Origin of the sequence: Streptomyces marokkonensis, from assembly GCF_008312835.1 — a bacterium.
Lineage (GTDB): Bacteria > Actinomycetota > Actinomycetes > Streptomycetales > Streptomycetaceae > Streptomyces > Streptomyces marokkonensis_A.
The window spans coordinates 377,526-404,450 of the sequence record NZ_VSKS01000002.1; the positions used below are offsets into that span (position 1 = coordinate 377,526).

The window sequence follows — 26,925 nt, forward strand, 5'->3', positions numbered from 1 at the left end:
TTAGCCAAGGAACAGATTGGTCGGTAAATGTCGCAGGAGGCGTACGTGACGCAGGGACCGCTTACTACGGAGGCCGGTGCCCCGGTAGCCGACAACCAGAACAGCGAGACCGCGGGCGTCGGTGGCCCGGTCCTCGTGCAGGACCAGCTCCTCCTGGAGAAGCTGGCCCACTTCAACCGTGAGCGCATCCCGGAGCGCGTGGTCCACGCCCGTGGCGCGGGTGCGTACGGCACCTTCACGGTGACCGCCGACGTCACGAAGTACACGCGCGCCAAGTTCCTCTCCGAGGTCGGCAAGCAGACGGAGACCTTCCTGCGCTTCTCGACGGTGGCCGGCAACCTGGGTGCCGCGGACGCCGTGCGCGACCCGCGCGGTTTCGCGGTGAAGTTCTACACCGAGGAGGGCAACTACGACCTCGTCGGCAACAACACCCCGGTGTTCTTCATCCGCGACGCGATCAAGTTCCCGGACTTCATCCACACTCAGAAGCGCGACCCGTACACCGGTTCGCAGGAGGCGGACAACGTCTTCGACTTCTGGGGTCTGTCGCCCGAGTCCACGCACCAGGTGACCTGGCTGTTCGGTGACCGAGGCATCCCGGCGTCGTACCGCCACATGGACGGCTTCGGTTCGCACACCTACCAGTGGAACAACGAGGCCGGTGAGGCGTTCTGGGTCAAGTACCACTTCAAGACGGACCAGGGCATCAGGAACCTGACCGCCGAGGAGGCCGAGATCCTCGCGGGCAAGGACCCCGACTCCCACCAGCGGGACCTGCGCGAGGCCATCGAGCGCGGCGACTTCCCGTCCTGGACCGTCTACGTCCAGGTGATGCCGGCGGCCGAGGCGGCCACCTACCGCTTCAACCCGTTCGACCTGACCAAGGTCTGGCCGCACGCGGACTACCCGCTGATCGAGTTCGGCAAGCTGGAGCTCAACCGCAACCCGGAGAACATCTTCGCCGAGGTCGAGCAGTCCGTCTTCAGCCCCGCCCACTTCGTGCCGGGCATCGGTCCCTCCCCGGACAAGATGCTCCAGGGCCGCCTCTTCGCGTACGGCGACGCCCACCGCTACCGCGTCGGCATCAACGCCGACCACCTGCCGGTGAACCGTCCGCACGCCACGGAGGCGCGCACCCACTCCCGTGACGGCTACCTGTACGACGGCCGCCACAAGGGCACGAAGAACTACGAGCCGAACAGCTTCGGCGGCCCGTTCCAGACGGACCGTCCGCTGTGGCAGCCGGTGCCGGTCACCGGTGTCACCGGTGAGACGGTCACGCCCGTCCACGCCGAGGACAACGACTTCGTCCAGGCGGGCAACCTGTACCGGCTGATGTCTGAGGACGAGAAGGAGCGCCTGGTGAACAACCTGGCGAACGCCATCTCGGGGGTGACGCGCGACGACATCGCCGACCGCGCGATCAGCAACTTCCGTCAGGCGGACGAGGACTTCGGCAAGCGGCTGGAGGCCGCGGTCCAGGCCCTGCGCGGCTGATTCCAGCGCTGGACCGCTTGTCGATCGACGGGCCGGACTCCCCCGGGAGTCCGGCCCGCTCCGCGTGCCCCTACACGGGTACCTGCTGCGCCCGCTGACGCTCCGGTGCCCAGCAGCGGATGATGTCGCGGACCGAGACGATGCCGGCGGGCCCGCCCCGGTCGAGGACGATCAGATGGCGGAAACCGCCGTGGGTCATGGCGACAGCGGCCTCCTCGAGGGTCCAGGACGGGGTGGCGAAGACGACATCGGTGGTGGTGTGGGCGTGTGCGCGCTCGGCGTCCGGATCCTGGCCGAGGCCGAGGGAGTTGAGGACGTCCCGTTCGGTCAGGATGCCGATGCCGGTGCCGTCGGGGTCGAGGACCACGGCCGCGCCCACCCTGCGGGCGGACATCAGGGCGGCGGCCTGTCGGAGGGTGTGGGCGGGGCCGATGGTGAGGACCACGGTGCTCATTGCGTCACGGACGAGCATGGATGGAGCCACCTCCTATGGGAAAACGCGAGGTCACGGGCGCGGAGCCCGCTCGTTCGCGGTTTCACAAGTTCACAAGTGGGGGAGCTCCCAGAGTGGCAGGCAAAGCGGGGGTCAACAAGAGGGCGCGTGCGGCGGGTTGGGGGCGCGCACGCGGATCTCCCGCTGCTCAGTAACGCTGGTTGAGGTACCCCAGCAACTCGTCGTGCAGCAGACCGTTCGAGGCGGCGGCGTTGCCGCTGTGCGGTCCCGGGCGGCCGTCGAGGCCCGTGAACGAGCCGCCGGCCTCCGTGACCACGATCGCGGTGGCCGCCATGTCCCAGAGCGACAGCTCCGGCTCGGCACACAGGTCGACCGACCCCTCGGCGACCATCATGTACGGCCAGAAGTCGCCGTACGCGCGCGTGCGCCACACCTCGCGGCTCAGGTCGAGGAAGCCGTCCAGCCGCCCCTGTTCCTCCCAGCCGCTGAGCGAGGAGTACGCGAACGAGGCGTCGGAGAGCTCGGAGACGCGGGAGACCTGCAGCCGGGAGGCCGACGACAGACTGCGGCCGGCGAAGGCGCCGTGCCCCCGTGCGGCCCACCAGCGGCGGCCCAGGGCCGGGGCGGACACCACCCCCACGACCGGCTGGAAGCCCCCCTCACCGGCCTCCATGAGGGAGATCAGCGTGGCCCAGACGGGCACACCGCGGACGTAGTTCTTGGTGCCGTCGATCGGATCGATCACCCAGCGACGCGGCCCCGTGCCCTCCACCCCGTACTCCTCACCGAGGACCGCGTCCCTCGGGCGGGCGCGCTGGAGGTGGCCGCGGATGAGTTCCTCGGCGGCCTTGTCCGCCTCGGTCACCGGCGTCATGTCCGGTTTCGTCTCCACCTTGAGGTCGAGGGCCTTGAACCGGTCCGTCGTCGCGGCGTCGGCGGCGTCCGCGAGGACGTGGGCGAGACGCAGGTCGTCGAGGTAGTCGGGCATGCAACGAACGGTATCCGCCGAGGTCGGTGCGGGGCCAGCGGGGGCGGGGCCCGAGACCCCTTGACAGTGCCCGGGGGCGCGTCAAATCTGAACCGCAGGGTCGGCCGTTCGCCCCGAGGGAGGCGATGATGCCTGCAGCGCGGGAATCTCTGCTGGACGCCGCTTGCACGGCACTGGCACGCCGGCCGTGGTCCGCGGTGCGGATGGTGGACGTGGCCGCCGCGGCGGGAGTCTCCCGGCAGACGCTGTACAACGAGTTCGGCAGCAAGGACGGCCTCGCGAGAGCCCTCGTGCGCAGGGAGGCCGACGGCTACCTGGCCGGCGTCGACCGCGCCCTCACCGGCCACTCGGACCCGCGCGACCGCCTGACCGCGACCGCCGAGTGGACCACCTCGAGCGCCCGCGACAACGCCCTGGTCCGCGCCATGCTCACCGGCTGCTGGGGCGAACGCCTGCCCGCCCCGGCCCTCTCGGCCGTGCCGTCCGGTTCCGCCGTGCCCGCGCAGCGCCGCGCCGACGGCCCGCTGCCCTCACCCGCCGACTTCGTGGCGCTCGTCCGTGACCGTGCCGTCGCCGTCCTGGCCGGACCGGGCGTCCCGAGGAGCGACACCGCGGAGCTGGCCCGGTCCTGCGAGCTCGTGGTCCGCCTCGCCCTGTCCTGCGTGGCCGCGCCACCGGCCGACAACGGTGTTGCCGACCTGGTGCGCGGCGCCCTGCACCGGCAACCGGTGTTCTAGGGGCGGCGCGCGCTCAGTGGGTGGATCCGGAAAGCTGCAGTCCGATCACACCCACGATCACCAAGGTGATCGACACGATCTTCAGCGTCGACACCAGATCGCCGAGGAACACCATCCCGTAGATGGCCGTACCCGCCGCCCCGATGCCCGTCCACACCGCGTACGCGGGCCCCACGTCCAGCTTCTTCAGCGCCAGCGTCAGCAGCCCGAAGCTGCCCAGGGCGAACGCGCAGAACGCGATGGTCGGCCACAGCCGGGTGAATCCGTGCGACAGCTTCAGGCACACGGCGAAGCCGGTCTCGAGCAACCCGGCCACGATGACCAGCAGCCACGCCATGTGTCGTCCTCCCGCAATGCCCCACGTACAGTGACCGCTTCGCCAGGTTCGGCGGGTTCGTGTCCGGCTCGGTGCGATTATGCACTTACCGTCCGCGGGGCACGACAAACACGCGAAGGTCAGTCGCCTTCGGTGTGCTCCCGCGTCGCCAGCAGCCGGCGCAGCGAGTACAGCCGCGCCGGGTCCGCGTGACCGTCCGCCACCCAGGCGTCCAGTGCGCAGTCCGGCTCGTCGTGACTGCACGCGCGCGGACAGCCCTCCGTGCCCGGCTGCAGATCGGGGAAGGCGTTGATGACTCTGGACGGGTCGACGTGGGCGAGTCCGAAGGAGCGCACACCCGGAGTGTCGATCACCCAGCCGTCCGCACCCGACAACGGCAGCGCCAGCGCGGACGTCGTGGTGTGCCGCCCCCGCCCCGTCACCGCGTTGACATGACCGGTCGTACGCCGCCGCTCCAGCGGCACCAGCGCGTTCACCAGGGTCGTCTTGCCGACCCCGGAGTGCCCCACGAACGCCGTGATCCGGCCGTCCAGTTGCTCCCGCACCCGGTCCGCCGCCTCACCGCTCTCCAGCTCCGCGCGGCTGGTGACGACATACGGGATGTCGAGGTCGCCGTACAGCTCAAGGAGCTTGTCGGCCGGCGCGAGGTCCGACTTGGTCAGCACCAGCAGCGGCTCGAGCCCGCCGTCGTAGGCCGCGACCAGACAGCGGTCGATCAGCCGCGGGCGGGGCTCGGGGTCGGCGAGGGCGGTGACGACGGCGAGCTGGTCGGCGTTGGCCACGACCACCCGCTCGTAGGGGTCGTCGTCGTCGGCGGTACGGCGCAGCACCGACGTGCGCTTCTCGATCCGCACGATCCGCGCGAGGGTGTCCTTCCTGCCGGTCAGGTCGCCCACGATCGCCACCCGGTCGCCGACCACGGCCGCCTTGCGGCCCAGTTCGCGGGCCTTCATCGCCAGCACGACACGGTCATCGACGAGGCAGGTCAGCCGGCCCCGGTCCACGGTCAGGACCAGGCCCTCGGCGGCGTCCTCGTGCTTGGGCCGGATGTGGGTGCGCGGCCGGTTGCCCTTGCGGTTGGGGCGGGAGCGGATGTCGTCCTCGTCGGTGTGCTTGCCGTAGCGGCGCATGGTGAACCCCTACGCCCCGAGCATCCCGGTCCACAGCTCGGGGAAGTCCGGCAGGGTCTTCGCCGTGGTCGCCACGTTCTCGATCTGCACGCCCTCGACCGCCAGGCCGATGATCGCACCGGCGGTGGCCATGCGGTGGTCCTCGTAGGTGTGGAAGACCCCGCCGTGCAGCCGGCGCGGACGGATGTGCAGACCGTCGGCGGTCTCGGTGACGTCTCCGCCGAGCTCGTTGATCTCCTTGGTGAGCGCGGCCAGGCGGTCCGTCTCGTGCAGCCGCAGATGGGCCACGCCCCGCAGGGTCGACGGGGAGTCCGCGAGCGCCGCGACGGCCGCGATGCCCGGCGTCAGCTCGCCGACCTCGCCGAGGTCCACGTCGATGCCGTGGACCGAGCCGGACCCGGTGAAGACGAGCCCGTACTCGGTCAGCTCGCAGGAACCGCCCATCTCGGTGAAGATCTCCCGCAGCCGGTCACCCGGCTGGGTGGTGCGGGCCGGCCAGTCCGGGACGACGACCCGGCCGCCGGTCACCAGCGCCGCCGCCAGGAACGGCTGGGCGTTGGACAGGTCGGGCTCGACGGTCAGGTCGCGGCCGAGCAGGGCGCCCGGGGTGACCCGCCAGACGTTGGGCTCGCCGCCCGACTCGGGGGTGTCCACCTGGGCGCCCACCGCGCGGAGCATGTCGACGGTCATCCGGATGTGCGGCAGGGACGGCAGTGTCGCCCCGGTGTGCCGGACCTCCACGCCCTGGTTGAAGCGCGGCGCGGAGAGCAGGAGGGCGCTGACGAACTGGGACGAGGAGGACGCGTCGACCTCCACCGTGCCGCCGTCCAGGGCGCCGCCGCCGTGCACCGTCATCGGCAGCGCGCCGCGGTCGTCGTCGTCGATCCGGGCGCCCAGCCGGCGCAGCGCGTCGATGACTCCGTTCAGGGGACGCTCGTACGAGCGGGGGTCGCCGTCGAAGCGGACGGGACCGTCGGCCAGCGTGGCCACCGGGGGCAGGAACCGCATCACCGTGCCCGCGTTGCCGACGTCGACGGTGGCCGGACCGCGCAGGCCGGTGGGGAGCACCCGCCAGGCCTCGCCGGTGGTCTGCGGGCCCCCCGCGACGGAGGAGCTGGACGACACCGTCTCCTCGATCTCCACGCCCATCGCGCGCAGCGCGCCCGCCATCAGCAGCGTGTCGCGCGAGCGCAGCGGGCGGCGCAGCCAGCCCGGCTCGGAGGCGAGCGCGGCGAGCACGAGGGCGCGGTTGGTGACCGACTTGGACCCGGGCACGTGGACCGTCGCGTCGACGGCTCCGCTTGCGTGCGGGGCGGGCCAGAGGGCGGTGTGCGTGGGGTTCGGGGCCATGGGGCCACTCTATAAGGAGGGCGGTGGTGAGGCCGTTCGTCGTCCGCGCGTGAGACGGTGGGGGCCCGCGCGGTTTCCCGCTCGCGGATGCCGCCGGCTCACAGGGCCAGCAGCCACCTGCCGCCGCCCAGCAGCGCGCACAGCGACACCGCGTGGAACAGGAAGAGCCACAGGCCCGCCGGTACATGGGTCAGCCGCGACAGCTGGTCCGCGTCCGAGTCCCCCGCACCGCCGCGCGCCCGCTTGGCCTGGAGCTCGAATGCCGGGCGCACCCCGCCGAGCAGCAGGAACCACACCACGGCGTACGCGAACGCCGCCTGCACCTGCGGCCCGGCCAGCCAGGACACCAGGACGAACGTGCCGCCCGTGACGAGCACCGACAGCGCCCCGTAGGCGTTGCGGATCATCACCAGCATCGCCACCAGCAGCACCGTGGCCAGCCACAGCAGCAGCGTGATGCGTCCGGCGCCGAGCAGCGCGGCACCGCCCAGGCCCAGCAGCGGGGGAGCGGTGTAGCCGGCGGCGGCGGTGAGGATCATGCCGATGCCGTCCGGCTTGCCCCGGCTGACGGTCAGGCCGCTGGTGTCGGAGTGCAGGCGTATCCCCGTCAGCGTGCGGCCGGTGAGCAGGGCCACCAGGCCGTGCCCGCCCTCGTGGGCGATGGTGATGGCGTTGCGGGACAGCCGCCACAGCCCGTGGGGTACGACGACGGCGGCCGCGGCGACGAGAGTGGCGACGACCACCCACACATCGGGGTCGGGCTGGGTGCCGGAGACCTCGTCCCAGAGGGAGGCGAGCGAGGCGGACGCGGTGCTGGCCATGCTTTCCATGCGTTTCGGATCGCTCCCTGTGTGCGTACGGAGTCTGGCAGTGTTGCATGTATGTGCGGACGGTATGCAGCGAGTCGAAGGCCCGAGGACCTCGCGGGGATCTTCGGGATAGAGAAGTGGGAGCCGGAGGAGACCCTGGAGCCCGACTACAACGTGGCACCGACCAAGGAGGTTTACGCCGTACTCGACCGTGCCCTCAAGGACGAGGCCGGCCCCCGCCCGGTCCGGCAGCTGCGGACCCTCAGGTGGGGCCTGGTGCCCTCCTGGTCCAAGACCCCCGAGGGCGGCGCCCGGATGATCAACGCCCGCGCCGAGACCGTCCACGAGAAGCCGTCCTACCGCCGTGCCTTCTCCTCCCGGCGCTGCATCCTCCCCGCCGACGGCTACTACGAGTGGGTCACCGGCAAGCAGGAGCGTGACCTGGAGGCCGAGGGCAAGAAGAAGCGGCCCCGCAAGCAGCCCTACTTCGTGACGCCGGCCGACGGCTCGGTGTTCGCCATGGCCGGGCTGTACGAGTTCTGGCGGGACAGGACGCTGCCGGACGACCACCCCCGGGCCTGGTGGGTGACGTGCTCCGTCCTCACCACCGAGGCGGAGACCGCTCCGCTCGCCGTGTCCCCCGAGGAGGGCCCGTACGCCCTCGCCGAGATCCACCCGCGCATGCCGCTGATGCTCACGCCGGACCGCTGGGACACCTGGCTGGACCCCGCCCGCACGGACGTCGACGAGCTGCGTGAGCTGCTCGCCCCGCCGCCCGCAGGCCTGATGCGCGCCTACCCGGTCGCCACGGCCGTCAGCAACGTCCGCAACAACGGGCCGGAGCTGCTGAAGGAGCTGGCCGCGCCGGAAGAGGGCACACTCTTCTGACGTGACCTCCGACACGACAGACACGACCGAGAGCGTCGGGACGGACGCCGGCACCGCCCGCGTCACGTGGCACGGCGCCGGGCGCCGCGCCCGCTTCGTCCTCGCGGTGAGTCACGGCGCCGGCGGCGGGATCGAGGCCCGTGACCTGCGGGCGCTCGCCGCCGTGCTGCCCGCGCACGGTGTGACCGTCGCCCTCGTCGAACAGCCCTGGCGGGTGGCCGGCAGGAAGGTGGCTCCCGCGCCGAAGACCCTGGACGCCGGCTGGCGCGGCATCTGGCCCGCGCTGACCCGGCCGGGCCTTCCGGTGATCGCGGGCGGGCGCAGCGCCGGGGCCCGCGTCGCCTGCCGCACCGCCACGGAACTCGGCGCCCACGCCGTACTCGCCCTGAGTTTCCCGCTGCACCCGCCGGGCAGGCCCGAGAAGTCCCGGGCCGGCGAACTGCTGGGTGCGGGCGTGCCCACGCTCGTCGTCCAGGGCGGCAACGACCCGTTCGGCAGGCCCGGGGAGTTCCCCGGGGGGACCTACGAACTGGTCGAGGTGCCCCACGGCGATCATGGCTTCGCCGTGCCCAAACGGGCCGGCATCACGCAGGAGGAGGCCGTGGCGGTCGTCACGGACGCCGTCGTGCGGTGGACCGGCACGCTCGGCTGAGGCGCCGGGAATGCCCGGGCGGCTCACGCTGTTGGGAGGGGCGTATGTGCCGGTCGACGGCACCACCGTCGTAGGAGAGGAAGTCCGCCGCATGGGTTCCATGTTCTGCCCGAGCCGCAGTGCCCGCGCCGACCTGGACTGGACGGTGCTGCACGCGGCCAAGACCGCCCCGATTCGGGCGGCGGGCGGACCGGATCGTCGTCTATCCTCCGATTCGGGTGAGACCGGTTCCGGTCTCGCGACGACATCGGAGGAGGTGGGTCCGGTTCCCGGTACCGACGCAGGGACCGAACACGGCCAGGCGGAGCAGCCCGAGGGCCAGGGCAGCACGGGTGCGGAGTCGACCGCGGAGCGCAGCGCGCGCTTCGAGCGGGACGCGCTCGAGTTCCTCGACCAGATGTACTCGGCCGCGCTGCGCATGACGCGCAACCCGGCCGACGCCGAGGACCTGGTGCAGGAGACGTACGCCAAGGCGTACGCGTCCTTCCACCAGTTCCGCGAAGGCACCAACCTCAAGGCGTGGCTGTACCGGATCCTCACCAACACCTTCATCAACTCGTACCGCAAGAAGCAGCGCGAGCCCCAGCGCAGCGCGGCCGAGGAGATCGAGGACTGGCAGCTCGCGCGCGCCGAGTCGCACATGTCCACGGGTCTGCGCTCCGCGGAGTCGCAGGCGCTGGACCACCTGCCCGACTCGGACGTCAAGGAAGCACTGCAGGCGATCCCCGAGGAGTTCCGCATCGCGGTGTACCTCGCCGATGTCGAGGGCTTTGCCTACAAGGAGATCGCCGACATCATGGGGACACCCATCGGTACCGTGATGTCCCGGCTGCACCGTGGCCGCCGCCAGCTGCGCGGCATGCTCGAGGACTACGCGCGCGAGCGCGGACTGGTCCCGGCCGGTGCCGGAGAGTCGAACGAAGCGAAAGGCTCGGGGTCATGAGCTGCGGAGAGCCGCACGAGACGGATTGCAGCGAAATCCTCGATCATCTCTACGAGTTCCTCGACCGCGAGATGCCGGACGCCGACTGCGTGAAGTTCGAGCACCACTTCGAGGAATGTTCGCCGTGCCTGGAGAAGTACGGGCTCGAGCAGGCGGTGAAGAAGCTGGTCAAGCGCTGCTGCGGGCAGGACGACGTGCCGGGTGACCTGCGCTCCAAGGTCATGGGCCGGATCGACCTGATCCGCTCCGGTCAGACCGTGCCCGAGCAGGACGTCACGACCTCACCGGCCACACCGCAGGAGTCCTGACACCCCGCCCCTTCTCGCGGCCCTCGGTGTCACTCGTACGTGCTAATCCCCCGGTTATCGGCCCGTCGCGGCCCCCGCCTCCGGCCTAGGCTCCTGAGCCTGGCAGATGGCGGGCCGCGTGCGGCGGGCACGGTCGGGGAGGGGCTCATGGAGGCGTTACCGGCGCGGGTCCGGGCGTATGTCGCCGGTGTCATCCTGCTGGCCCTGCTCTGTCCGGTCCCCCCGCCGGGACTCCCGTCCCCGGGCATCCCGCCGGACCTGCGCGTCCCCTGGTGGCCGGCCGTTCTGCTCGCCGCCGTGTACGCCGGGTGCGAGCGCCTCGCCCGGTCGCGCCTCGTGGCCGCACCGCATCCGGGCGCCACCTTCTACCCCGTCCTGCTCGCCGGGGCCTTTCTGCTGCCGCCGCACGCCGCGGCGCTGGTCGCGCTGCCCGGGGCACTGCTGCTCCCCGTGGAGCAGCGTCCGTACCTGGCGCGCAGGCTCTGGCGGGCCGGCCGGCTCGTGGTCGCCGTGTGGGCCGCGGGCCGGGTCCATGCGGCGGCCGGTGGCCCGGACACGGTGGCGGACTGCGACATGCCGGGGGCACTCGCGACAGCCGGGGCCGCGGTACTGGTGTTCTGCCTGGTCCTCACCCTGCTCGACGGCGGCGTCCCGGCGCCGGCGTCCGGCGTGCGCCCGCGCGGGAGGCAGGCGGCCGCCCTTGCCGCATGGCGGCGGCAGTGCCTGAGGTCGCTGGCACCGCTGACCGTGCACGGTCTCGCCGGGCTCATGATGGCGCTGCTGTGGCGCAGCGCCTACGGCCCCGTGGCGGCGCTGCTCGTGCTGCTGCCGATGGGTGTCTCGTGGTGGGCGTTCGCCCAGTACCACCGGGAGCGGGCCGCCCACCAGGCCACGATCCGCGCGCTCGTCCAGGCCGTCGACATCAAGGACGGCTACACGCGCGGGCACAGCGAGCGCGTCGGACGGGCCTCCATGATGATCGCGCGGGAACTCGGGCTCGACGACGAGCGGGTGGAGGTGCTCCGCTTCGCGGGCATCCTGCACGACGTCGGCAAGCTCGGCGTCCCCACCCGGCTGCTCACCAAGAACGGCCCGCTGACCCCCGAGGAACGCCGGGTGATCGAACTGCACCCCGAGTACGGGCACGAGATGGTGCGGGGGATCTCCTTCCTCGGCGAGGCCCGGGCGGCCGTGCTGCACCACCACGAGCGGCTCGACGGCTCGGGCTACCCCTACGGGCTGGCGGGCGGTCAGATCCCCGAGTCCGCGCGGGTGGTCGCCGTCGCCGACGCGTTCGACGCGATGACCTCCACCCGCTCCTACAGCAGGGCACGGCCCATTCCGGTGGCGCTGGAGGAGCTCCGCCGGTGCGCGGGGACCCACTTCGACCCGCGGATGGTCGGTGCGCTGGTCCGCGCGATCGGCCGGGCCGGCTGGCATCCGGCGGTGACCGCCGACGACGACCGCTCCGCTATTTTGCCCGGGCCCGCCGCACCGGTGACCGGCCGGCCGGGAGCGCGCCGGTGAGGCCGCGGCTGCACACCGTGGTGCACCTGTGCGCCGCCGTCCTCGCCGCGGGCTCCCTGGGCAGCACCCTCTACCACGGTGTCGAGGAGCGGGGCGCCGCCCTGGCGTTCGGGGTGCTCATCACCGTCGGCGAGCTCACCCGGCGCAACGGGACCCGGATCCGGGAGGCCGCGCCGCTCGCCGCCGCGGGCTCGCTGGCGTACGCGCTGCTCGGTGAGACCGCCGGGCGGCAGACCCACCACGGCGCCGCCCAGGTCGTCACCGTGGTGCTCGCCGCGTCCCTGCTCGGCAGCGTGCCGCACGTCGGGCGAGGTGACGGACCCGCCCTCGACCCGCAGGCCCGCCGGGTGCTGACCGTCGGCTTCGTCGCCGTGTGCTTCCAGCCCCTGTACAACCGGGGTGCCTTCGACGGCTGGGACGGCTCCGCCCACGCGCTGCTGCTGCTCGCCCTGCTGTCCCTCACCGCGCTGTGCGACGCCGTGCTCGCCGCCGCGCTGGCCCACTCCCGCACCGGCTGGCCCTTCCTGCCGACGCTGCGGGACGAACTGCGCGCCGTGCCCGGCATCGGGGCGGCCGTCGTCGCCACCGGCGCCGTGATGGCGCTCGGGGTCGCGGTCGTGGGGCTGTGGGCACTGCCCGTCTTCTCCGTGCCCCTGCTGCTCGCGCAGCTGTCCTACCGGCGGTACGCCGCCGTGCGCGCCACCTACCGGCAGACGATCGCCTCCCTCGCGCGGGCCACCGAGATCGCCGGGTACACCCCCGTCGGGCACGCCCACCGGGTCGCCGCGCTCAGCCGGGCGGTGGGCCGGGACCTCGGGCTGACCGAGCCCGAGCTGACCGTGCTGGAGTACGCGGCCCTGATGCACGACATCGGTCAGCTCAGCCTCGTCGACCCGGTCCCCGCGGGCGCCACCGCCGTCCTGCCGGTCTCCGAGCAGCGGCGGATCGCGCTGCTCGGCGGTGCCGTGGTGCGCCAGACCGGCGTCGACCCCCGGGTGGCCGGAATCGTCGAACGCCAGGCCGACCCGCACCGGGAGCAGCCGCTCGCCGCGCGGATCGTCCGCGTGGTGAACGCGTACGAGGAGAAGTCCAGGGAAGGAGGCCCCGGCGGGGCGCTGACCGCGCTGGAGGAACTGCGGCTCGGTACCGCCGGGGCGTACGCGCCGGAGGTCGTCGAAGCGCTGGCCCGGGTGCTGTCACGGAACACGGAGGGGGAGTGTGCACACGGAGACCGGTCGTGGTGAGAGCCACGAAGAGGGCTGTCTGACCCCGGGCGAGGCTGGGTAACCCATGGGTAATGAGCGTCCTCGCGGCCGTACGTGGTTGGATGCGAAGGAGAGGGTGTCCGGGGGCGCGGATCGGTACAGCCGGCCCACCGAACGGAACTGGCAGGCGGGAATCGTGAGGATCTTCGGCAAGGGACGGCACCGGCCCTCCGCCTCCTGGCGGCAGGCCACGGACCGCGCGTTCACGCTCATCGGCGACGGCCGGTACGAGGACGCGGGCGCGCTGCTGACACGTGCCGCCGATCTGGAACCCTGGCTGTCGGAGTCCTGGTTCAACCTCGCGCTGCTGCACAAGTTCCGGCACGACTGGGAGCAGGCGCGGACGGCCGGTCTGCGCGCCGTGGCGCTGCTCGACCGGGACACCGGGGCTCCCGACTGGTGGAACGTCGGCATCGCCGCCACCGCCCTGCAGGACTGGCCCCTGGCCCGGCGGGCCTGGCAGGCCTACGGGCTCAAGGTGCCCGGCCCGGCCACCGACTCCGGCGAGCCCCTCGGCATGGACCTGGGCAGTGCGGCCGTACGGCTGTCACCGGAGGGGGAGGCGGAGGTCGTGTGGGGGCGACGCCTCGACCCCGCCCGGATCGAGGTGCTGTCCATTCCGCTGCCGTCGTCCGGGCGCCGCTGGGGCGAGGTCGTCCTGCACGACGGTGTGCCGCACGGCGAGCGCAGCACCGCGGCCGGGCACACCTACCCGGTGTTCGACGAGATCGAGTTGTGGGCGCCGTCGCCGGTGCCGACCTGGGTGGTGCTGCTGGAGGCCGCGTCCGAGGCCGACCGGGACGCGCTGGAACAGCTGGCCTCCGACGCCGGTTTCGCCGCCGAGGACTGGTCGTCGTCCGTACGGCTGCTGTGCCGGATGTGCTCGGAGTCCCGGATGCCGTCCGACGAGGGCGACGGCGAGCACCTGGACCCGCACGACCACAGCGAGCCGGGTCACCCCGGCCCCCTCGGCCACCGCACCGACGGGCAGTTGTGGGTTCCGGAGCGCGAGTGCGGTCTTGCCGCGCCGGCTTCGCTGGTCCGGGGGTTGTTGGACGGGTGGGTCGCGGACAGCCCGGAGTCCAGGGACTGGAGGGACCTGGAAGAGGTCTGTTAGGGGCGGGCGCGCAGATCGTTCGCCGTACCCTGTATCAGCATCACCCCCGGATTTTCCCAGGAAGGCACACGTCGGTCATGGCTCAGCAGGACACCGATCAGCAGCACGCGGGCGTGCTCCCCGTCGACGACGAGGGGTACGTCATCGACACGGAGGACTGCGAGGAGCGCGAGGCGGCCTGGCGGGAGCGCGGGACCTCTCGCCCGATCACGGTGGTCGGCAACCCGGTGCTGCACAAGGAGTGCAAGGACGTCACCGACTTCGGCGAGGAGTTCCAGCAGCTGGTCGCCGACATGTTCGCCAGCCAGCGCACCGCCGAGGGCGTGGGCCTGGCCGCCAACCAGATCGGTGTCGACCTGAAGGTCTTCGTCTACGACTGCCCGGACGACGAGGGCGTGCGGCACACCGGTGTGGTCTGCAACCCGAAGCTGGTCGAACTGCCCGCGGAACAGCGCCGGCTGGACGACAGCAACGAGGGCTGCCTGTCGGTGCCCACCGCGTACGCGTCGCTGGCCCGTCCCGACTACGCCGAGGTGACCGGGCAGGACGAGAAGGGCAACCAGGTCCGGGTACGCGGCACGGGCTACTTCGCACGGTGTTTGCAGCACGAGACCGATCACCTCTACGGCTACCTCTACATCGACCGGCTGTCCAAGCGGGAGCGCAAGGCGGCGCTGCGGCAGATGGCCGAGAACGAGCCGCGTTACCCCGTGGTCGCCAACGACTGACCGCTCCCCGCAGCCGCACGGGGATCCTCCGCTTCCTCGTACACGGCGCCCGCCCGGACACCTCTCCGGCCGGGCGCCGTTCGTGTGTGCGCGGCCAGAGGTAGTGAAAGAAGCAAATCCGTTCCCACAACGGTCAGTTGTGGTGCTGAATGGAGGTGCGTGGATACGCGGCGTGCGCCCGGCTCGGGGGAGGGGCGCACGCCGACTGGCGGCTGAGAGGGGATTGTTCGTGCATGCTTTGTCACACGGCACCACATCGACACCGACCACCATCGCAGTTCCACCGGCGCTGTCTCTTCCGGTGATCGAGGCCGCGTTTCCCCGGCAACTCCACCCGTATTGGCCGAGGCTTCAGCAGAGGACGAGGGCGTGGCTGCTCGAAAAGCGGCTCATGCCCGAGGACAAGGTGGAGGAATATGCCGATGGACTGTGCTACACCGACCTTATGGCGGGCTACTACACAGGCGCCCCCGACGAGGTCCTGCAGGCGATCGCGGACTACAGCGCGTGGTTCTTCGTCTGGGACGACCGGCACGACCGCGACATCGTGCACGGCCGCCCCGCCGCCTGGCGACGGTTGAAGGACCGGCTGCACACGGCCCTCGACAGCCCCGCCGATCACCTGGGGCACGAGGATCCGGTGGTCGCCGGGCTCGCGGACAGCGTGCGACGGCTGTACGCCTTCCTGCCGGGCACGTGGAACGCCCGGTTCGCCCGGCACTTCCACTCGGTGATCGAGGCGTACGACCGGGAATTCCACAACCGCACGGCGGGCATCGTCCCCACCGTCGAGGAATACCTGGAACTGCGCCGGCTCACCTTCGCGCACTGGATCTGGACCGATCTCCTCGAACCGAGCGCGGGCACCGAACTCCCGGACGCGATACGGAAGAACCCGGCCTACCGGAAGGCGGCGCTGCTCAGTCAGGAATTCGCCGCCTGGTACAACGACCTGTGCTCGCTCCCCAAGGAGATAGCGGGAAGCGAGGTGCACAATCTCGGAATCAGTCTCGTCACTCATGAAGGGCTGACACTCGAAGAGGCGATCGCCGACGTGAGGCGCCGCGTCGAGGAATGCATCAGCGAATTCCAGGACGCGGAAAAGGACGCCTTACGCTTCGCCGACGTCCTCGACGACGGCACGGTGGGAGGAAAGGAAACAAGCGCCGCCGTGCGCGCCTGCGTCGGCAACATGCGCAACTGGTTCAGTTCCGTCTACTGGTTCCACCACGAGTCCGGCCGGTACCGGGTCGACAGCTGGGACGACCGGTCCACGCCCCCGTACGTCAACAACGAAGCGGCAGGTGAGAAATGACCGTCGAGTCGGTGAACCCCGGAGCGCCCGCGGCGACCGCACTGCGCGAGCCGCCCTTGGCCGGCGGAGGCGTCCCCTTCCTCGGCCACGGCTGGAGGCTGGCGCGCGATCCGCTGGCCTTCATGTCCCGACTGCGCGACCACGGAGAGGTCGTGCGCCTGAAGCTCGGACCGAAGACGGTGTACGCCGTCACCACTCCCGCCCTCACCGGGACGGTGGCGCTGAGCCCCGACTACATCATCGCCGGACCGCTGTGGGAGTCCCTGGAGGACCTGCTCGGCAAGGAGGGCGTGGCCACCGCCAACGGCCCGCTGCACCGGCGCCAGCGCCGCACCATCCAGCCCGCGTTCCGGCTCGACGCGATCCCCGCCTACGGGCCGGTCATGGCGGAGGAGGCGCACGCGCTCGTGGAGCGCTGGCGCTCCGGCGAGGTGCTGGACGTGACGATGGAGTCCTTCCGCGTGGCCGTCCGGGTCGCCGCCCGCTGCCTGATGCGCGGCAGCTACATGGATGCCCGGGCCGACCGCATCTGCGTCGACCTCGCCTCGCTGTTCAGCGGCATGTACCAGCGCATGGTGGTGCCCCTCGGACCGCTCTACAAGGTGCCGCTTCCGGCCAACCGGGAATTCAACCGGGCCCTGGCCGATTTGCACGTCCTGGTGGACGAGATCGTCGCCGACCGACGGGCAAGCGGTCAAAAGCCGAACGATTTGCTGACGGCTTTGCTGGAGGCGAAGGACGACAATGGTGAGCCCATCGGGGAACAGGAGATCCACGACCAGGTCATCGCCATCCTCACCCCCGGCAGCGAAACCGTCGGAGCCACGGTCATGTCCCTGCTCCTGGTTCTCACCGAGTACCCGGAACTCGGCGACAAGATCCGCGACGAGGTGAAAACCGTCGTCGGCGACCGCCCCGTCGCATTCGAGGACGTCCGGAAGCTGACGTACACCGCGAATGTCGTCACCGAGACCCTGCGGCTGCATCCGGCCGTATGGATATTGACCCGCCGTGCGGTGGCCGACACGGAACTCGGCGGATACCGCATTCCCAAGGGGGCGGACCTCATCTACAGCCCTTACGCCATCCAGCGCGACGGGCGGTCGTACGAGCGGAACGACGAGTTCGACCCGGACCGCTGGCTTCCCGGGCGCGCGAAGGACGTGCCCCGGTACGCGATGAGCCCGTTCAGCGTGGGCAACCGCAAATGCCCCAGTGACCACTTCTCGATGGCCGAGCTCACGCTCATCACCGCGGCGGTCGCCTCCGCCTACCGGTTCGAGCACGCGCCCGGCTCCGACGCCCGGCCCCGGATCGGCATCACGCTCCGGCCGCGCCGGCTGATGCTGCGGGCGCTGCCCCGCTGACGGCCCGCCGGCGCGCGTTCAGGCGGCCTCCGGTCCCCTGAACGTGCGCCGGTAGGAGTGCGGGGTGGTTCCCACGGCGCGCACGAAGTGGTGGCGCAGTGCCGCCGCGTTGCCGAAGCCGGTGCGGCCCGCGATCGCGTCCACGGTCTCGTCCGTCGCCTCCAGCAGATGCTGGGCCAGCAGCACCCGCTGGCGCAGGATCCAGCGGTAGGGCGTGGTGCCGGTCTCCTGCTGGAAGCGGCGGGCGAAGGTGCGCGGGGACATGTGGGCGCGGGCGGCGAGCTGTTCGACGGTGACCTCCTCGTCGAGGTGCCGCTCCATCCACACCAGCACCCCGGAGACGGTGTCGCCGCCGGACCGCGGCAGCGGGCGCTCGATGTACTGCGCCTGGCCGCCGTCGCGGTGCGGGGGCACCACCATGCGCCGGGCGATCCTGTTGGCGACCTCCGGGCCCTGCTCCTTGCGCACCAGATGCAGACAGGCGTCGATCCCGGCTGCGGTGCCGGCGGAGGTGATCACCGGGTCCTCGTCGACGTAGAGCACGTCCGGTTCGACGGTCAGATGGGGATACCGCCTCAGCAGGTCCTCCGCGTGCTTCCAGTGGGAGGTGACCCGCCGGCCGTCGAGGAGACCGGCGGCGGCGAGCACGAACACCCCGGAGCAGACGCTGAGCACCCGGGCGCCCCGCTCCACGGCCCGGCGCAGGGCGTCCAGCAGCTCGGGCGGGAACTCCCGGGAACCGTAGCCGGAACCGGCCGGTACGGCGATCAGGTCCGCCGTCTCCAGGCGCTCCAGGCCGTGCTCGACCTGGAGGGTGAAGCCGGTGTTGCAGCGCAGCGTGGGGCCGTCGGCCGAGGCGACGGCGAAGTCGTAGACCGGCAGCCCGTCGTCACTGCGGTCGACGCCGAAGACCTCGCAGACGACGCCGAGTTCGAAGGGGTTCACACCGTCGAGCAGGACGGCGGCCACGTTTCTGAGCATGGGTCCAGTGTGCCCCGCCGTTGGCAGTAAATCGAGGTTCTACGGCAGTCCTGCCACTGCCGGTAAGGAGCATTCGGCCTGACAGTGGTGTCATGGATACGACGCAGAGGGAAGCACTGATCGCGATGGCCGCCGTTCTCGGCCTGTTCGTCCTCATGACCCTGCCCGCACTCATCGGCATCGCGCACGACCGGCGGATCGACCGGCAGATCAGGCGGGCCGAGGCCGCCCGCGCCGCCGCGGGACACCGCACCACGCCGACGGGGCCCCGCCCGGCCCGGGGTGCCGCCCCCCACCGCACCGCACGGGCGGCGTGAGACGGCACCGGGGCGCACGGCGCTCTAGAAGTCCTCGTCCAGGTCGACCGTGCCCTCCACGGCGACCTGGTACGCGGACGGACGCCGCTCGAAGAAGTTCGTCAGCTCCTGGACGCCCTGGAGCTCCATGAAGGAGAACGGGTTCTCCGAGCCGTACACCGGCGCGAAGCCCAGCCGCACCAGCCGCTGGTCGGCGACGCACTCCAGGTACTGCCGCATCGAATCGGTGTTCATGCCCGGCAGCCCGTCGCCGCACAGGTCACGCGCGAACTGCAGCTCCGCCTCGACCGCCTCGCGCAGCATGCCGGTGACCTGCTGCCCGAGTTCCTCGTCGAAGAGCTCCGGCTCCTCCTTGCGCACGGTGTCGACGACGTCGAAGGCGAAGGACATGTGCATCGTCTCGTCGCGGAACACCCAGTTGGTGCCGGTCGCCAGCCCGTGCAGCAGGCCCCGCCCGCGGAACCAGTAGACGTAGGCGAACGCACCGTAGAAGAACAGCCCCTCGATGCACGCCGCGAAGCAGATCAGATTCAGCAGGAAGCGGCGGCGGTCGGACCGCGTCTCCAGCCGGTCGGTCTTCTCCACCGAGTCCATCCACCGGAAGCAGAACTCCGCCTTCTCCCGGATGGAGGGGATGTTCTCCACGGCCGCGAAGGCCGCCGCCCGGTCGTCCGGGTCGGGCAGGTAGGTGTCCAGCAGCGTCAGGTAGAACTGGACGTGCACCGCCTCCTCGAACAGCTGCCGCGACAGGTACAGCCGCGCCTCCGGGGAGTTGATGTGCTTGTACAGCGTCAGCACCAGGTTGTTCGCCACGATCGAGTCACCCGTGGCGAAGAAGGCCACGAGCCGGCCGATCAGATGCTGTTCCTCCGGAGTGAGCTTCGCCAGGTCGGCGACGTCCGAGTGCAGGTCCACCTCCTCCACGTGCCAGGTGTTCTTGATGGCGTCCCGGTAGCGCTCGTAGAAGTCCGGGTAGCGCATGGGGCGCAGAGTCAGCTCGAAGCCGGGGTCGAGCAGGTTCTTGTCGGTCATCACTGGCAGGCCTCGCAGGACTCGGGGTTCTCAAGGGAGCAGGCGACCGCTTCGGGGTCCGGGGCGGCCTCCACGGGGACGGCGGCGCGGGCCGCGCGGGCGATCCGGGTCGCCGGGCGGGAGCGCAGGTAGTACGTGGTCTTCAGGCCCTGCTTCCACGCGTAGGCGTACATCGAGGAGAGCTTGCCGATCGTCGGCGTCTCCAGGAACAGGTTGAGGGACTGCGCCTGGTCCAGGAACGGGGTGCGGGCGGCGGCCATGTCGATCAGGGCGCGCTGCGGGATCTCCCACGCCGTGCGGTACAGCCGCCGCGCCTCTTCGGGGATCCACGCGAAGTCCTGCACCGAGCCGCCGGCCTCGCGCAGCGCCTCGCGGGTGCGCGCGTCCCACACGCCGAGCCGCTTCAGGTCGTCCACCAGGTAGGAGTTGACCTGGAGGAACTCCCCGGACAGCGTCTCGCGCTTGAACAGGTTGGACACCTGCGGCTCGATGCACTCGTACACGCCCGCGATCGACGCGATGGTGGCGGTGGGCGCGATCGCCAGCAGCAGCGAGTTGCGCATCCCGGTGGCCGCGATCCGCGTCCGCAGCGCGGCCCAGCGCTCCGGCCAGGACAGCTCGGCGTCGTAGTGGTCGGGGTGCAGCACGCCGCGGGCGGTACGGGTCTTCTCCCAGGCCGGGAGCGGCCCGTCGCGCTCGGCGAGGTCGGCGGAGGTCTCGTACGCGGCGAGCATGATCCGCTCGGCGATCCTCGTGGACAGGGCCTTCGCCTCGGGCGAGTCGAAGGGCAGCCGCAGCTTGAAGAAGACGTCCTGCAGACCCATGGCGCCGAGACCGACGGGGCGCCACCGGGCGTTGGAGCGGCCCGCCTGCTCGGTCGGGTAGAAGTTGATGTCGACGACCCGGTCGAGGAACGTCACGGCCGTGCGGACCGTCTCGTCGAGGCGCTCCCAGTCGACGTCCCCCCGGTCCACGAAGGCACCGAGGTTGACCGACCCCAGGTTGCAGACCGCCGTCTCCCCGTCGTCGGTGACCTCCAGGATCTCCGTGCAGAGGTTCGAGGAGTGGATGACGTGGCCGGGCTCGGCGGTCTGGTTGGCGGTGCGGTTGGCGGTGTCCTTGAAGGTCATCCAGCCGTTGCCGGTCTGGGCGAGCGTGCGCATCATCCGGCCGTACAGCTCGCGCGCCGGGAGGGTCTTGCGGGCCAGGCCACGGGCCTCGGCGGCCCGGTACGCCGCGTCGAACTCCTCGCCCCACAGGTCGACCAGTCCGGGTACGTCCGCCGGGGAGAACAGCGACCAGGGCCCGTCGGCGTCCACCCGGCGCATGAACTCGTCCGGCACCCAGTGCGCGAGGTTCAGATTGTGCGTGCGGCGGGCGTCCTCACCGGTGTTGTCGCGCAGCTCGAGGAACTCCTCGATGTCGGAGTGCCAGGTCTCCAGGTACACCGCCGCCGCGCCCTTGCGCCGCCCGCCCTGGTTCACGGCGGCGACCGAGGCGTCCAGCGTCTTCAGGAACGGGACGATGCCGTTGGAGTGCCCGTTGGTGCCGCGGATCAGCGAACCCCGTGAGCGGATGCGGGAGTAGGCCAGGCCGATGCCGCCGGCGTGCTTGGAGAGGCGGGCGACCTGGTGGTAGCGGTCGTAGATCGAGTCGAGCTCGTCCTTGGGGGAGTCCAGCAGGTAGCACGACGACATCTGGGGGTGCCGGGTACCGGAGTTGAACAGCGTGGGGGAGGAGGGCAGGTAGTCCAGGCGGCTCATCAGCCCGTACAGCGCGGCGACCTCGTCCAGCGAGCGCGCGCTGTCGTCCTCGGCGAGACCGGCGGCGACCCGCAGCAGGAAGTGCTGGGGCGTCTCGACCACCTTGCGGGTGACCGGGTGCCGCAGCAGGTAGCGGCTGTGCAGGGTGCGCAGGCCGAAATATCCGAAGCGGTCGTCGGCACGGGTGTCGATCAGCGCGTCGAGCCGGTCCGCGTGCAGCCGGACGAACGCGGCGGTCCGGTCGGCGATCAGACCCTCGCGGTGCCCGGTCGCGACGGACCCGGTGAACGACGTGACGCCCTGGGAGGCGGCCTCGGCGCGGATGCCGATGGTCAGCAGCCGGGCGGCGAGCCGGGAGTAGGCCGGGTCCTCGGAGATGAGCCCGGCCGCCGCCTCGGTCGCCAGTTCGCGCAGCTCCGCCTGGTCGGCGGCCGCGGACCGGCCGCGCAGCGCGGCGGCGGCGACCCGGCCGGGATCGGCGTCGGGCAGGTCGGCGGTCAGCTCGGTCAGGGTCCGCAGCAGTACGGCACCGGGGCCGTCGCTCTCCTCGGTCACGTCGATCGCTGAAGCCGGATCGGCTGGCGCGATGGTCACGTGGGGCTCTCCCTCGCTCGGCACGGGGGCCTCGAAGAGGGCAGGGGGCAGCACACGAGCGCACGCGGCGTCGCGTCCACCGGCCCATTCCGCGAGGCCCGGACGTCACGGCACCCGGACCGGACGGCCGGGCGCACTGTCGGCAGGTCCTCGGACTGACGCCCATGCACACCCCGGCTCGGGCGGGCATGGGTACACCGTTGCGGGACAGTTCCGGATTCACACCGGATTCCCCTGCGGCGACAGCGAGCATGAGCATACATCTTGTGCCGGGTGCCGCCAGCAGTCCCATATGTTGTGTCGCGCTGGTGTCAGAGCGTCAACGCGTAGGCGATGAGCGTGATGTCGTCGAGGTCCGGGAGCGGGTTCCGGTCGCGCTCCGGGGTGCGGGTGAAGCCCAGCCGTCCGTGGACGCGGTGGGCGGCACGCATGGTGCGCCGGCTCGACAGCACGATGGCTCGACAGCACGATCGCTCGCGTCCCGTCGATCGCCCGCGCCCGGTCGACGCAGGCGCGCACCAGGGCCTCTCCGGCGCCGCGGCCGCGGCCCGCCCGGGCCACCGCCGGCATCCGGATCCCCGCCTCGCCCGGCCTCGCCATGCCGGCCGTCGGGCCGGGGCCCGGCACGACGCCGGGCTGCACCGGCCGGATGACGATGTCCATGGGCAGCGTGTGCCGGACGGGTACGGCGAGCGTGTGCCGGACGGGTACGGCGACGGGCCGCCGGATTCCTCCGGCGGCCCGTCGCCCGACGCGTCCGCGGTGTCAGTGGGTGCTGCTGCCCGCCGTGGCCGGCGGAAGCTCCACCTGGACACCGGGGTCGCCCGCGTCCGCCGTGTAGTCCTCCGGCTTGGTCTGGTCGACGCCCTCGGGGGCCTTCAGGGCCCTCATGACGAAGGTCAGGACGACCGTGACCGCGACGTTGAGCACGAACGCGGTGAGACCGATGTAGCCGATCTCGCCGATGCCCGGGATCTCCTTCGCCGAGCCGCCGAAGTGCTTCTGCGTCGGCGAGGCCACCCCGTACGCGGCGACCGTGCCGTAGATCATGCCGACCGCCCAGCCGCCGATCAGCGCCCAGCGGTGGAACCAGCGGGTGAACAGGCCGCCCACCAGCGCCGGGAAGGTCTGCAGGATCCAGATGCCGCCCAGCAGCTGGAAGTTGATGGCGACCGTCTTGTCCATGGTCAGGACGAAGACCAGCGCACCCACCTTCACCAGCAGCGAGACGATCTTGGAGACCTTGGTCTCCTGCTTCGGCGTCGCGTCCGGCTTGATGAAGTCCTTGTAGATGTTGCGGGTGAACAGGTTCGCCGCCGCGATCGACATGATCGCCGCCGGCACCAGCGCGCCGATGCCGATCGCCGCGAAGGCCACGCCCGCGAACCAGGCCGGGAACATGTTCTCGAACAGCTGCGGGATCGCCAGCTGGCCGTTCTGCACCTTCACCCCGGCCGCGATCGCCATGAAGCCGAGCAGCGCCAGCAGGCCCAGCATCAGCGAGTACAGCGGCAGGATCGTGGTGTTGCGGCGGATCACCTCACGGCTGCGCGAGGACAGCGTCGCGGTGATCGAGTGCGGGTACATGAACAGCGCGAGCGCCGAGCCCAGCGCCAGCGTGGCGTACGTCCACTGGCCGGCGTCGCCCGGTACCAGCGCCCCGCGCGGAGCGCCCGTGGCCGGGTTGGTCTGGCTGTACGCCTCGCTCGCCGAGGCGAAGATCTCGTCGAAGCCGCCCAGCTTGATGGGGATGTAGATGATCGCCACGGCGATCACGATGTAGATCAGCGTGTCCTTGACGAACGCGATCAGCGCGGGGGCCCGCAGACCCGACGAGTACGTGTACGCCGCCAGCACACCGAAGGCGATCAGCAGCGGCAGGTCCTTGATGAACCAGTTGGTGTCCTCGCCACCGCCGACGCCCATCACGTCCAGCACGGCCTGGATGCCGACCAGCTGGAGCGCGATGTACGGCATCGTGGCCAGGATGCCGGTGAGCGCGACGGCCAGCGACAGGCCCTTCGAGCCGAACCGGCCGCGCACGAAGTCGGACGTCGTGACATAGCCGTGCTTGTGCGACACCGACCACAGGCGGGGCAGGAAGGTGAAGATCAGCGGGTACACCAGGATCGTGTACGGCACCGCGAAGAAGCCGGCCGCGCCCGCCGCGTAGATCGCCGCCGGGACGGCGACGAAGGTGTAGGCGGTGTACAGGTCGCCGCCGAGCAGGAACCAGGTGACCCAGGTCCCGAAGGACCGTCCGCCCAGGCCCCACTCGTCGAGGCTGTGCTCGTTCTCGGCCTTGCGCCAGCGCGCGGCCATGAAGCCCATCGCCGTGACGAGCAGGAAGAAGAAGATGAAGACGGCGAGTGCCACGCCGTTCACGCCGTCGTTCACTTCGACGCACCGCCCTTCGAGGCCGAGCGGGCGCGCTGGTCACGCTGCCAGAGCTTGTAGGCGATCATCGTCAGCAGGGTGGACAGCAGCACCCACAGCATCTGGTACCAGTAGAAGAATGGGATGCCGATGACGACGGGGTCGGTCTTCGCGTACGAACCGACCCACAGCATGGCCACGAACGGTGCGACGAGACAGAGGGCGATGACGACGCGCAAAGGCGTCACCACCGGCCCTCCTGTGGTTTCTGGGGCTTGCGACATCTGACGGTTCCGTCCCCTCACTGATCACCGGCGGTAATGCGCAGGGAAATCTAGGTGAGGGCGCGGCGCGCTCGTAACCCCTTGTCGACACAGCGGTATTCAGGCGCGGCTCAACTGAGAGGCAACAGCAACGAAAACCTTGTCAACCACCCGTTTCGTCGGGGTTTGGAACGGCGTCCCCTCACTCCTGCGGGCGCTTCAGGCGCGCGACGAACTTGTACCGGTCGCCCCGGTACACCGACCGCACCCACTCCACGGGCCGGCCCTCGCGGTCCCGCGAGTGCCGGGAGAGCATCAGCATCGGCAGGCCCACGTCGGTCCCCAGCAGACCGGCCTCGCGGGGGGTGGCCAGCGACGTCTCGATCGTCTCCTCGGCCTCCGCGAGATGGACGTCGTACACCTCGGCGAGGGCGGTGTAGAGGGACGTGTACTTCGCCAGGCTGCGGCGCAGCGCGGGGAAGCGCTTCGCGCTCAGGTGGGTCGTCTCGATGGCCATCGGCTCGCCGTTGGCCATGCGCAGCCGCTCGATGCGCAGCACCCGTCCGCCGGCCGTGATGTCGAGCAGTGCGGCGAGCCGGTCGTCGGCGGTGACGTAGCCCAGGTCGAGCAGCTGCGAGGTCGGCTCCAGACCCTGGGCACGCATGTCCTCGGTGTACGAGGTGAGCTGGAGTGCCTGGGAGACCTTGGGTTTGGCGACGAACGTGCCCTTGCCCTGGATGCGCTCGAGGCGCCCCTCGACCACCAGCTCCTGGAGGGCCTGGCGCACGGTGGTGCGCGAGGTGTCGAACTCCGCGGCCAGGGTGCGCTCCGGCGGCACCGGCGTGCCGGGCGGGGCCGTCTCGGTCATGTCGAGCAGATGTTTCTTCAGCCGGTAGTACTTGGGCACACGCGCCGTACGGACCGTAGTCCCACCCTCGTTCTCCGCACTGCTGACGTCGGTGCTCATGCTCTGCCTTCCCGGCTCCGGGTGCCGAAACGACCGACATCCCCGTCGGCCACGGCTGACATCGTGGCACGGCGCGGGGCGGGGTGTGCCCCGCACGCTCCGTGATCCCCTTTGTATACCCCCGGGACAAGGGCTGGTCCAGACCACCGCCGGCGGTCAGATCCCCTGCCACTCCGGCTTGTGCGCGTAGGTGTGCCGGAAGTACTCGGCGAGCTTCAGCTTGGAGGCCGCGGCCTCGTCGACGACCACCGTGGCACGGGGGTGCAGCTGGAGCGCGGAGGCCGGGCACACCGCCGCCACCGGTCCCTCGACGGTCGCGGCGACCGCGTCCGCCTTGCCCTCGCCGGTGGCCAGCAGGACGAGGTGACGGGCCTCCAGGATGGTGCCGATGCCCTGCGTGATGACGTGGTGCGGGACCTGGTCGATGTCGCCGCCGAAGAAGCGCGCGTTGTCCACCCGGGTCTGCTCGGTCAGTGTCTTGATGCGGGTGCGCGAGGCGAGCGAGGAGCACGGCTCGTTGAAGCCGATGTGCCCGTCCGTGCCGATCCCGAGCAGCTGGAGGTCCACGCCGCCGGCCTCGGCGAGCTCCCTGTCGTAGGCCTCGCACGCCCCCTGCACGTCCTCGGCCGTACCGTCGGGGCCCATGAAGGCGTCCATCCCGATCCCGAGCGGCTCCAGCACCTCGCGGCGGAGCACCGAACGGTAGGACTCGGGGTGGTCGGCCGGCAGCCCCACGTACTCGTCGAGCTGGGCGATCCGCGCCCGCGCGGTGTCCACGGCGCCCGACGTCACCCTGGCCGCCAGCGCCTCGTAGACGGGCAGCGGCGTCGAACCCGTGGCGACGCCCAGCAGGGCATCGGGCTTGCGCCGCAGGAGCCGCGCCATGGCCTCGGCGATGAGTTCGCCGCCCGCCTTGGCGTCCGCAACGATGACAACTTCCACGGTGGGCCTGCCGATCTTGAGGAGGAGTCGACTGGGTCTGGCGCCCCGACGAGCGGACCAGGTGGTTTAGACCAATCTCAATCTAGCAGAGAGGGGAGCTCCCACCCAGGCGGAACCGTCGCCACCGGATGCCGGTCGCCGAAATTGCCATGGTCCTTCCGGCTCCCGGAGGAACCCGCACGGGTTAGGCTTCAGGGCGGACGCCCGTGCCTCGGGGCGGACGCGGACAAGACACCGAAGAACAGCGTTCCACGCATTTACACGGACAGTGGTCTAGT

The 26,925-nt window shown here is 71.1% G+C and carries 26 protein-coding genes, 1 pseudogene and 1 riboswitch; of the genes and pseudogenes, 13 read left to right on the forward strand and 14 right to left on the reverse strand.

Annotated elements, in window-relative coordinates; translation table 11 throughout:
* The first annotated feature begins 45 nt into the window (after positions 1-45).
* Positions 46-1,497: a catalase gene (locus F1615_RS04490; RefSeq protein ID WP_208818246.1), complete on the forward strand. Its 1,452-nt coding sequence runs from the start codon at positions 46-48 to the stop codon at positions 1,495-1,497.
* A 70-nt stretch (positions 1,498-1,567) separates the two neighbouring features.
* On the opposite strand, the gene F1615_RS04495 is transcribed toward F1615_RS04490, so the two are convergent.
* Together F1615_RS04495 and hisN are read right to left on the reverse strand one after the other, a co-directional pair.
* Positions 1,568-1,969, reverse strand: a complete 402-nt coding sequence (locus F1615_RS04495) for a CBS domain-containing protein (RefSeq protein WP_149547547.1) — start codon at positions 1,967-1,969, stop codon at positions 1,568-1,570.
* Between the two features lie 169 nt (positions 1,970-2,138).
* Positions 2,139-2,939, reverse strand: coding sequence for a histidinol-phosphatase (gene hisN, locus F1615_RS04500; protein ID WP_149547548.1), 801 nt, complete (start codon positions 2,937-2,939; stop codon positions 2,139-2,141).
* Positions 2,940-3,064: 125 nt separating this feature from the next.
* On the opposite strand from hisN, the gene F1615_RS04505 reads away from it, so the two are divergent.
* Entirely contained in the window at positions 3,065-3,676 is a 612-nt protein-coding gene (locus tag F1615_RS04505) for a TetR/AcrR family transcriptional regulator (protein WP_208818247.1), read from the forward strand.
* A gap of 13 nt (positions 3,677-3,689) precedes the next feature.
* Here the strand turns inward: F1615_RS04505 and F1615_RS04510 are convergent, their stop codons facing one another.
* The 4 genes from F1615_RS04510 to F1615_RS04525 form a co-directional block, all read right to left on the reverse strand.
* Positions 3,690-4,013 carry a DMT family transporter gene (locus F1615_RS04510; RefSeq protein ID WP_149547550.1) on the reverse strand — a complete coding sequence of 108 codons (324 nt, stop codon included), beginning with the start codon at positions 4,011-4,013 and terminating at the stop codon, positions 3,690-3,692.
* Positions 4,014-4,132: 119 nt separating this feature from the next.
* A complete protein-coding gene (gene rsgA, locus F1615_RS04515) occupies positions 4,133-5,143 on the reverse strand; it encodes a ribosome small subunit-dependent GTPase A (protein WP_149547551.1) in 1,011 nt (336 codons plus the stop codon).
* A 9-nt stretch (positions 5,144-5,152) separates the two neighbouring features.
* Positions 5,153-6,493: a 3-phosphoshikimate 1-carboxyvinyltransferase gene (gene aroA / locus F1615_RS04520; RefSeq protein WP_149547552.1), complete on the reverse strand. Its 1,341-nt coding sequence runs from the start codon at positions 6,491-6,493 to the stop codon at positions 5,153-5,155.
* A 98-nt stretch (positions 6,494-6,591) separates the two neighbouring features.
* On the reverse strand, positions 6,592-7,314 hold the full coding sequence (locus F1615_RS04525) for a M50 family metallopeptidase (RefSeq protein WP_149547553.1): 723 nt from the start codon (positions 7,312-7,314) through the stop codon (positions 6,592-6,594).
* A gap of 60 nt (positions 7,315-7,374) precedes the next feature.
* Here F1615_RS04525 and F1615_RS04530 point away from each other — a divergent pair, with 60 nt between their 5' ends.
* From F1615_RS04530 to F1615_RS04575, 10 genes are all read left to right on the forward strand, one after another.
* A complete protein-coding gene (locus F1615_RS04530; protein ID WP_149547554.1) occupies positions 7,375-8,190 on the forward strand; it encodes an SOS response-associated peptidase in 816 nt (271 codons plus the stop codon).
* A gap of 1 nt (position 8,191) precedes the next feature.
* On the forward strand, positions 8,192-8,842 hold the full coding sequence (locus F1615_RS04535) for an alpha/beta family hydrolase (RefSeq protein WP_149547555.1): 651 nt from the start codon (positions 8,192-8,194) through the stop codon (positions 8,840-8,842).
* 256 nt (positions 8,843-9,098) lie between these two features.
* On the forward strand, positions 9,099-9,785 hold the full coding sequence (gene sigR, locus F1615_RS04540; protein ID WP_037937802.1) for an RNA polymerase sigma factor SigR: 687 nt from the start codon (positions 9,099-9,101) through the stop codon (positions 9,783-9,785).
* Entirely contained in the window at positions 9,782-10,093 is a 312-nt protein-coding gene (gene rsrA, locus F1615_RS04545; protein WP_149547557.1) for a mycothiol system anti-sigma-R factor, read from the forward strand. Before sigR ends, rsrA begins: the two co-directional genes overlap by 4 nt.
* 147 nt (positions 10,094-10,240) lie before the next feature.
* On the forward strand, positions 10,241-11,620 hold the full coding sequence (locus F1615_RS04550; RefSeq protein ID WP_149547558.1) for an HD-GYP domain-containing protein: 1,380 nt from the start codon (positions 10,241-10,243) through the stop codon (positions 11,618-11,620).
* Complete coding sequence (locus F1615_RS04555) at positions 11,617-12,864, forward strand: HD-GYP domain-containing protein (protein ID WP_208818248.1); 1,248 nt, start codon at positions 11,617-11,619, stop codon at positions 12,862-12,864. Before F1615_RS04550 ends, F1615_RS04555 begins: the two co-directional genes overlap by 4 nt.
* Positions 12,865-13,021: 157 nt before the next feature.
* Positions 13,022-14,002: a tetratricopeptide repeat protein gene (locus tag F1615_RS04560; protein WP_149547559.1), complete on the forward strand. Its 981-nt coding sequence runs from the start codon at positions 13,022-13,024 to the stop codon at positions 14,000-14,002.
* Between the two features lie 77 nt (positions 14,003-14,079).
* Positions 14,080-14,730, forward strand: a complete 651-nt coding sequence (gene def, locus F1615_RS04565) for a peptide deformylase (RefSeq protein ID WP_149547560.1) — start codon at positions 14,080-14,082, stop codon at positions 14,728-14,730.
* 229 nt (positions 14,731-14,959) lie between these two features.
* Positions 14,960-16,045, forward strand: coding sequence for an epi-isozizaene synthase (gene cyc1, locus F1615_RS04570; protein ID WP_149547758.1), 1,086 nt, complete (start codon positions 14,960-14,962; stop codon positions 16,043-16,045).
* The gene (locus F1615_RS04575) at positions 16,042-17,412 is read left to right on the forward strand and encodes a cytochrome P450 (RefSeq protein ID WP_149547561.1); all 1,371 of its coding nucleotides are present in this window, start codon (positions 16,042-16,044) and stop codon (positions 17,410-17,412) included. The genes cyc1 and F1615_RS04575 overlap by 4 nt, the downstream gene beginning before the upstream one ends.
* An 18-nt stretch (positions 17,413-17,430) precedes the next feature.
* On the opposite strand, the gene F1615_RS04580 is transcribed toward F1615_RS04575, so the two are convergent.
* Positions 17,431-18,393 carry a helix-turn-helix domain-containing protein gene (locus F1615_RS04580; RefSeq protein ID WP_149547562.1) on the reverse strand — a complete coding sequence of 321 codons (963 nt, stop codon included), beginning with the start codon at positions 18,391-18,393 and terminating at the stop codon, positions 17,431-17,433.
* Between the two features lie 92 nt (positions 18,394-18,485).
* On the opposite strand from F1615_RS04580, the gene F1615_RS04585 reads away from it, so the two are divergent.
* Positions 18,486-18,710, forward strand: coding sequence for a hypothetical protein (locus F1615_RS04585; RefSeq protein ID WP_149547563.1), 225 nt, complete (start codon positions 18,486-18,488; stop codon positions 18,708-18,710).
* A 24-nt stretch (positions 18,711-18,734) separates the two neighbouring features.
* Here the strand turns inward: F1615_RS04585 and F1615_RS04590 are convergent, their stop codons facing one another.
* The 7 genes and pseudogenes from F1615_RS04590 to nagB all read right to left on the reverse strand — a co-directional run bounded on the left by F1615_RS04590 (position 18,735) and on the right by nagB (position 26,647).
* Positions 18,735-19,742, reverse strand: coding sequence for a ribonucleotide-diphosphate reductase subunit beta (locus F1615_RS04590; protein WP_149547564.1), 1,008 nt, complete (start codon positions 19,740-19,742; stop codon positions 18,735-18,737).
* The gene (locus F1615_RS04595) at positions 19,742-22,099 is read right to left on the reverse strand and encodes a ribonucleoside-diphosphate reductase subunit alpha (protein WP_149547565.1); all 2,358 of its coding nucleotides are present in this window, start codon (positions 22,097-22,099) and stop codon (positions 19,742-19,744) included. The genes F1615_RS04590 and F1615_RS04595 overlap by 1 nt, the downstream gene beginning before the upstream one ends.
* A 124-nt stretch (positions 22,100-22,223) precedes the next feature.
* A riboswitch (cobalamin riboswitch) is annotated at positions 22,224-22,395 on the reverse strand.
* 15 nt (positions 22,396-22,410) lie between these two features.
* A pseudogene (locus F1615_RS04600) lies at positions 22,411-22,726 on the reverse strand (GNAT family N-acetyltransferase); the annotation flags it as partial.
* Between the two features lie 138 nt (positions 22,727-22,864).
* A complete protein-coding gene (mctP, locus tag F1615_RS04605) occupies positions 22,865-24,496 on the reverse strand; it encodes a monocarboxylate uptake permease MctP (RefSeq protein ID WP_149547566.1) in 1,632 nt (543 codons plus the stop codon).
* Positions 24,493-24,759, reverse strand: coding sequence for a DUF3311 domain-containing protein (locus tag F1615_RS04610; protein WP_208818249.1), 267 nt, complete (start codon positions 24,757-24,759; stop codon positions 24,493-24,495). The genes mctP and F1615_RS04610 overlap by 4 nt, the downstream gene beginning before the upstream one ends.
* Before the next feature lie 181 nt (positions 24,760-24,940).
* Positions 24,941-25,705: a GntR family transcriptional regulator gene (locus F1615_RS04615; protein ID WP_149547568.1), complete on the reverse strand. Its 765-nt coding sequence runs from the start codon at positions 25,703-25,705 to the stop codon at positions 24,941-24,943.
* Positions 25,706-25,861: 156 nt separating this feature from the next.
* Positions 25,862-26,647, reverse strand: a complete 786-nt coding sequence (gene nagB / locus F1615_RS04620) for a glucosamine-6-phosphate deaminase (protein WP_149547569.1) — start codon at positions 26,645-26,647, stop codon at positions 25,862-25,864.
* Between the last annotated feature and the right edge of the window lie 278 nt (positions 26,648-26,925).

What these genes read in the sequence shown, in the direction of transcription:
- F1615_RS04495 (WP_149547547.1), bottom strand. Translation starts at nt 1,969, where the DNA reads ATGCTCGTCCGTGACGCAATGAGCACCGTGGTCCTCACCATCGGCCCC.
- hisN (WP_149547548.1), bottom strand. Translation starts at nt 2,939, where the DNA reads ATGCCCGACTACCTCGACGACCTGCGTCTCGCCCACGTCCTCGCGGAC.
- F1615_RS04505 (WP_208818247.1), top strand. Translation starts at nt 3,065, where the DNA reads ATGATGCCTGCAGCGCGGGAATCTCTGCTGGACGCCGCTTGCACGGCA.
- F1615_RS04510 (WP_149547550.1), bottom strand. Translation starts at nt 4,013, where the DNA reads ATGGCGTGGCTGCTGGTCATCGTGGCCGGGTTGCTCGAGACCGGCTTC.
- rsgA (WP_149547551.1), bottom strand. Translation starts at nt 5,143, where the DNA reads ATGCGCCGCTACGGCAAGCACACCGACGAGGACGACATCCGCTCCCGC.
- aroA (WP_149547552.1), bottom strand. Translation starts at nt 6,493, where the DNA reads ATGGCCCCGAACCCCACGCACACCGCCCTCTGGCCCGCCCCGCACGCA.
- F1615_RS04525 (WP_149547553.1), bottom strand. Translation starts at nt 7,314, where the DNA reads ATGGCCAGCACCGCGTCCGCCTCGCTCGCCTCCCTCTGGGACGAGGTC.
- F1615_RS04530 (WP_149547554.1), top strand. Translation starts at nt 7,375, where the DNA reads ATGTGCGGACGGTATGCAGCGAGTCGAAGGCCCGAGGACCTCGCGGGG.
- rsrA (WP_149547557.1), top strand. Translation starts at nt 9,782, where the DNA reads ATGAGCTGCGGAGAGCCGCACGAGACGGATTGCAGCGAAATCCTCGAT.
- F1615_RS04550 (WP_149547558.1), top strand. Translation starts at nt 10,241, where the DNA reads ATGGAGGCGTTACCGGCGCGGGTCCGGGCGTATGTCGCCGGTGTCATC.
- def (WP_149547560.1), top strand. Translation starts at nt 14,080, where the DNA reads ATGGCTCAGCAGGACACCGATCAGCAGCACGCGGGCGTGCTCCCCGTC.
- F1615_RS04575 (WP_149547561.1), top strand. Translation starts at nt 16,042, where the DNA reads ATGACCGTCGAGTCGGTGAACCCCGGAGCGCCCGCGGCGACCGCACTG.
- F1615_RS04580 (WP_149547562.1), bottom strand. Translation starts at nt 18,393, where the DNA reads ATGCTCAGAAACGTGGCCGCCGTCCTGCTCGACGGTGTGAACCCCTTC.
- F1615_RS04585 (WP_149547563.1), top strand. Translation starts at nt 18,486, where the DNA reads ATGGATACGACGCAGAGGGAAGCACTGATCGCGATGGCCGCCGTTCTC.
- F1615_RS04590 (WP_149547564.1), bottom strand. Translation starts at nt 19,742, where the DNA reads ATGACCGACAAGAACCTGCTCGACCCCGGCTTCGAGCTGACTCTGCGC.
- F1615_RS04610 (WP_208818249.1), bottom strand. Translation starts at nt 24,759, where the DNA reads ATGTCGCAAGCCCCAGAAACCACAGGAGGGCCGGTGGTGACGCCTTTG.
- F1615_RS04615 (WP_149547568.1), bottom strand. Translation starts at nt 25,705, where the DNA reads ATGAGCACCGACGTCAGCAGTGCGGAGAACGAGGGTGGGACTACGGTC.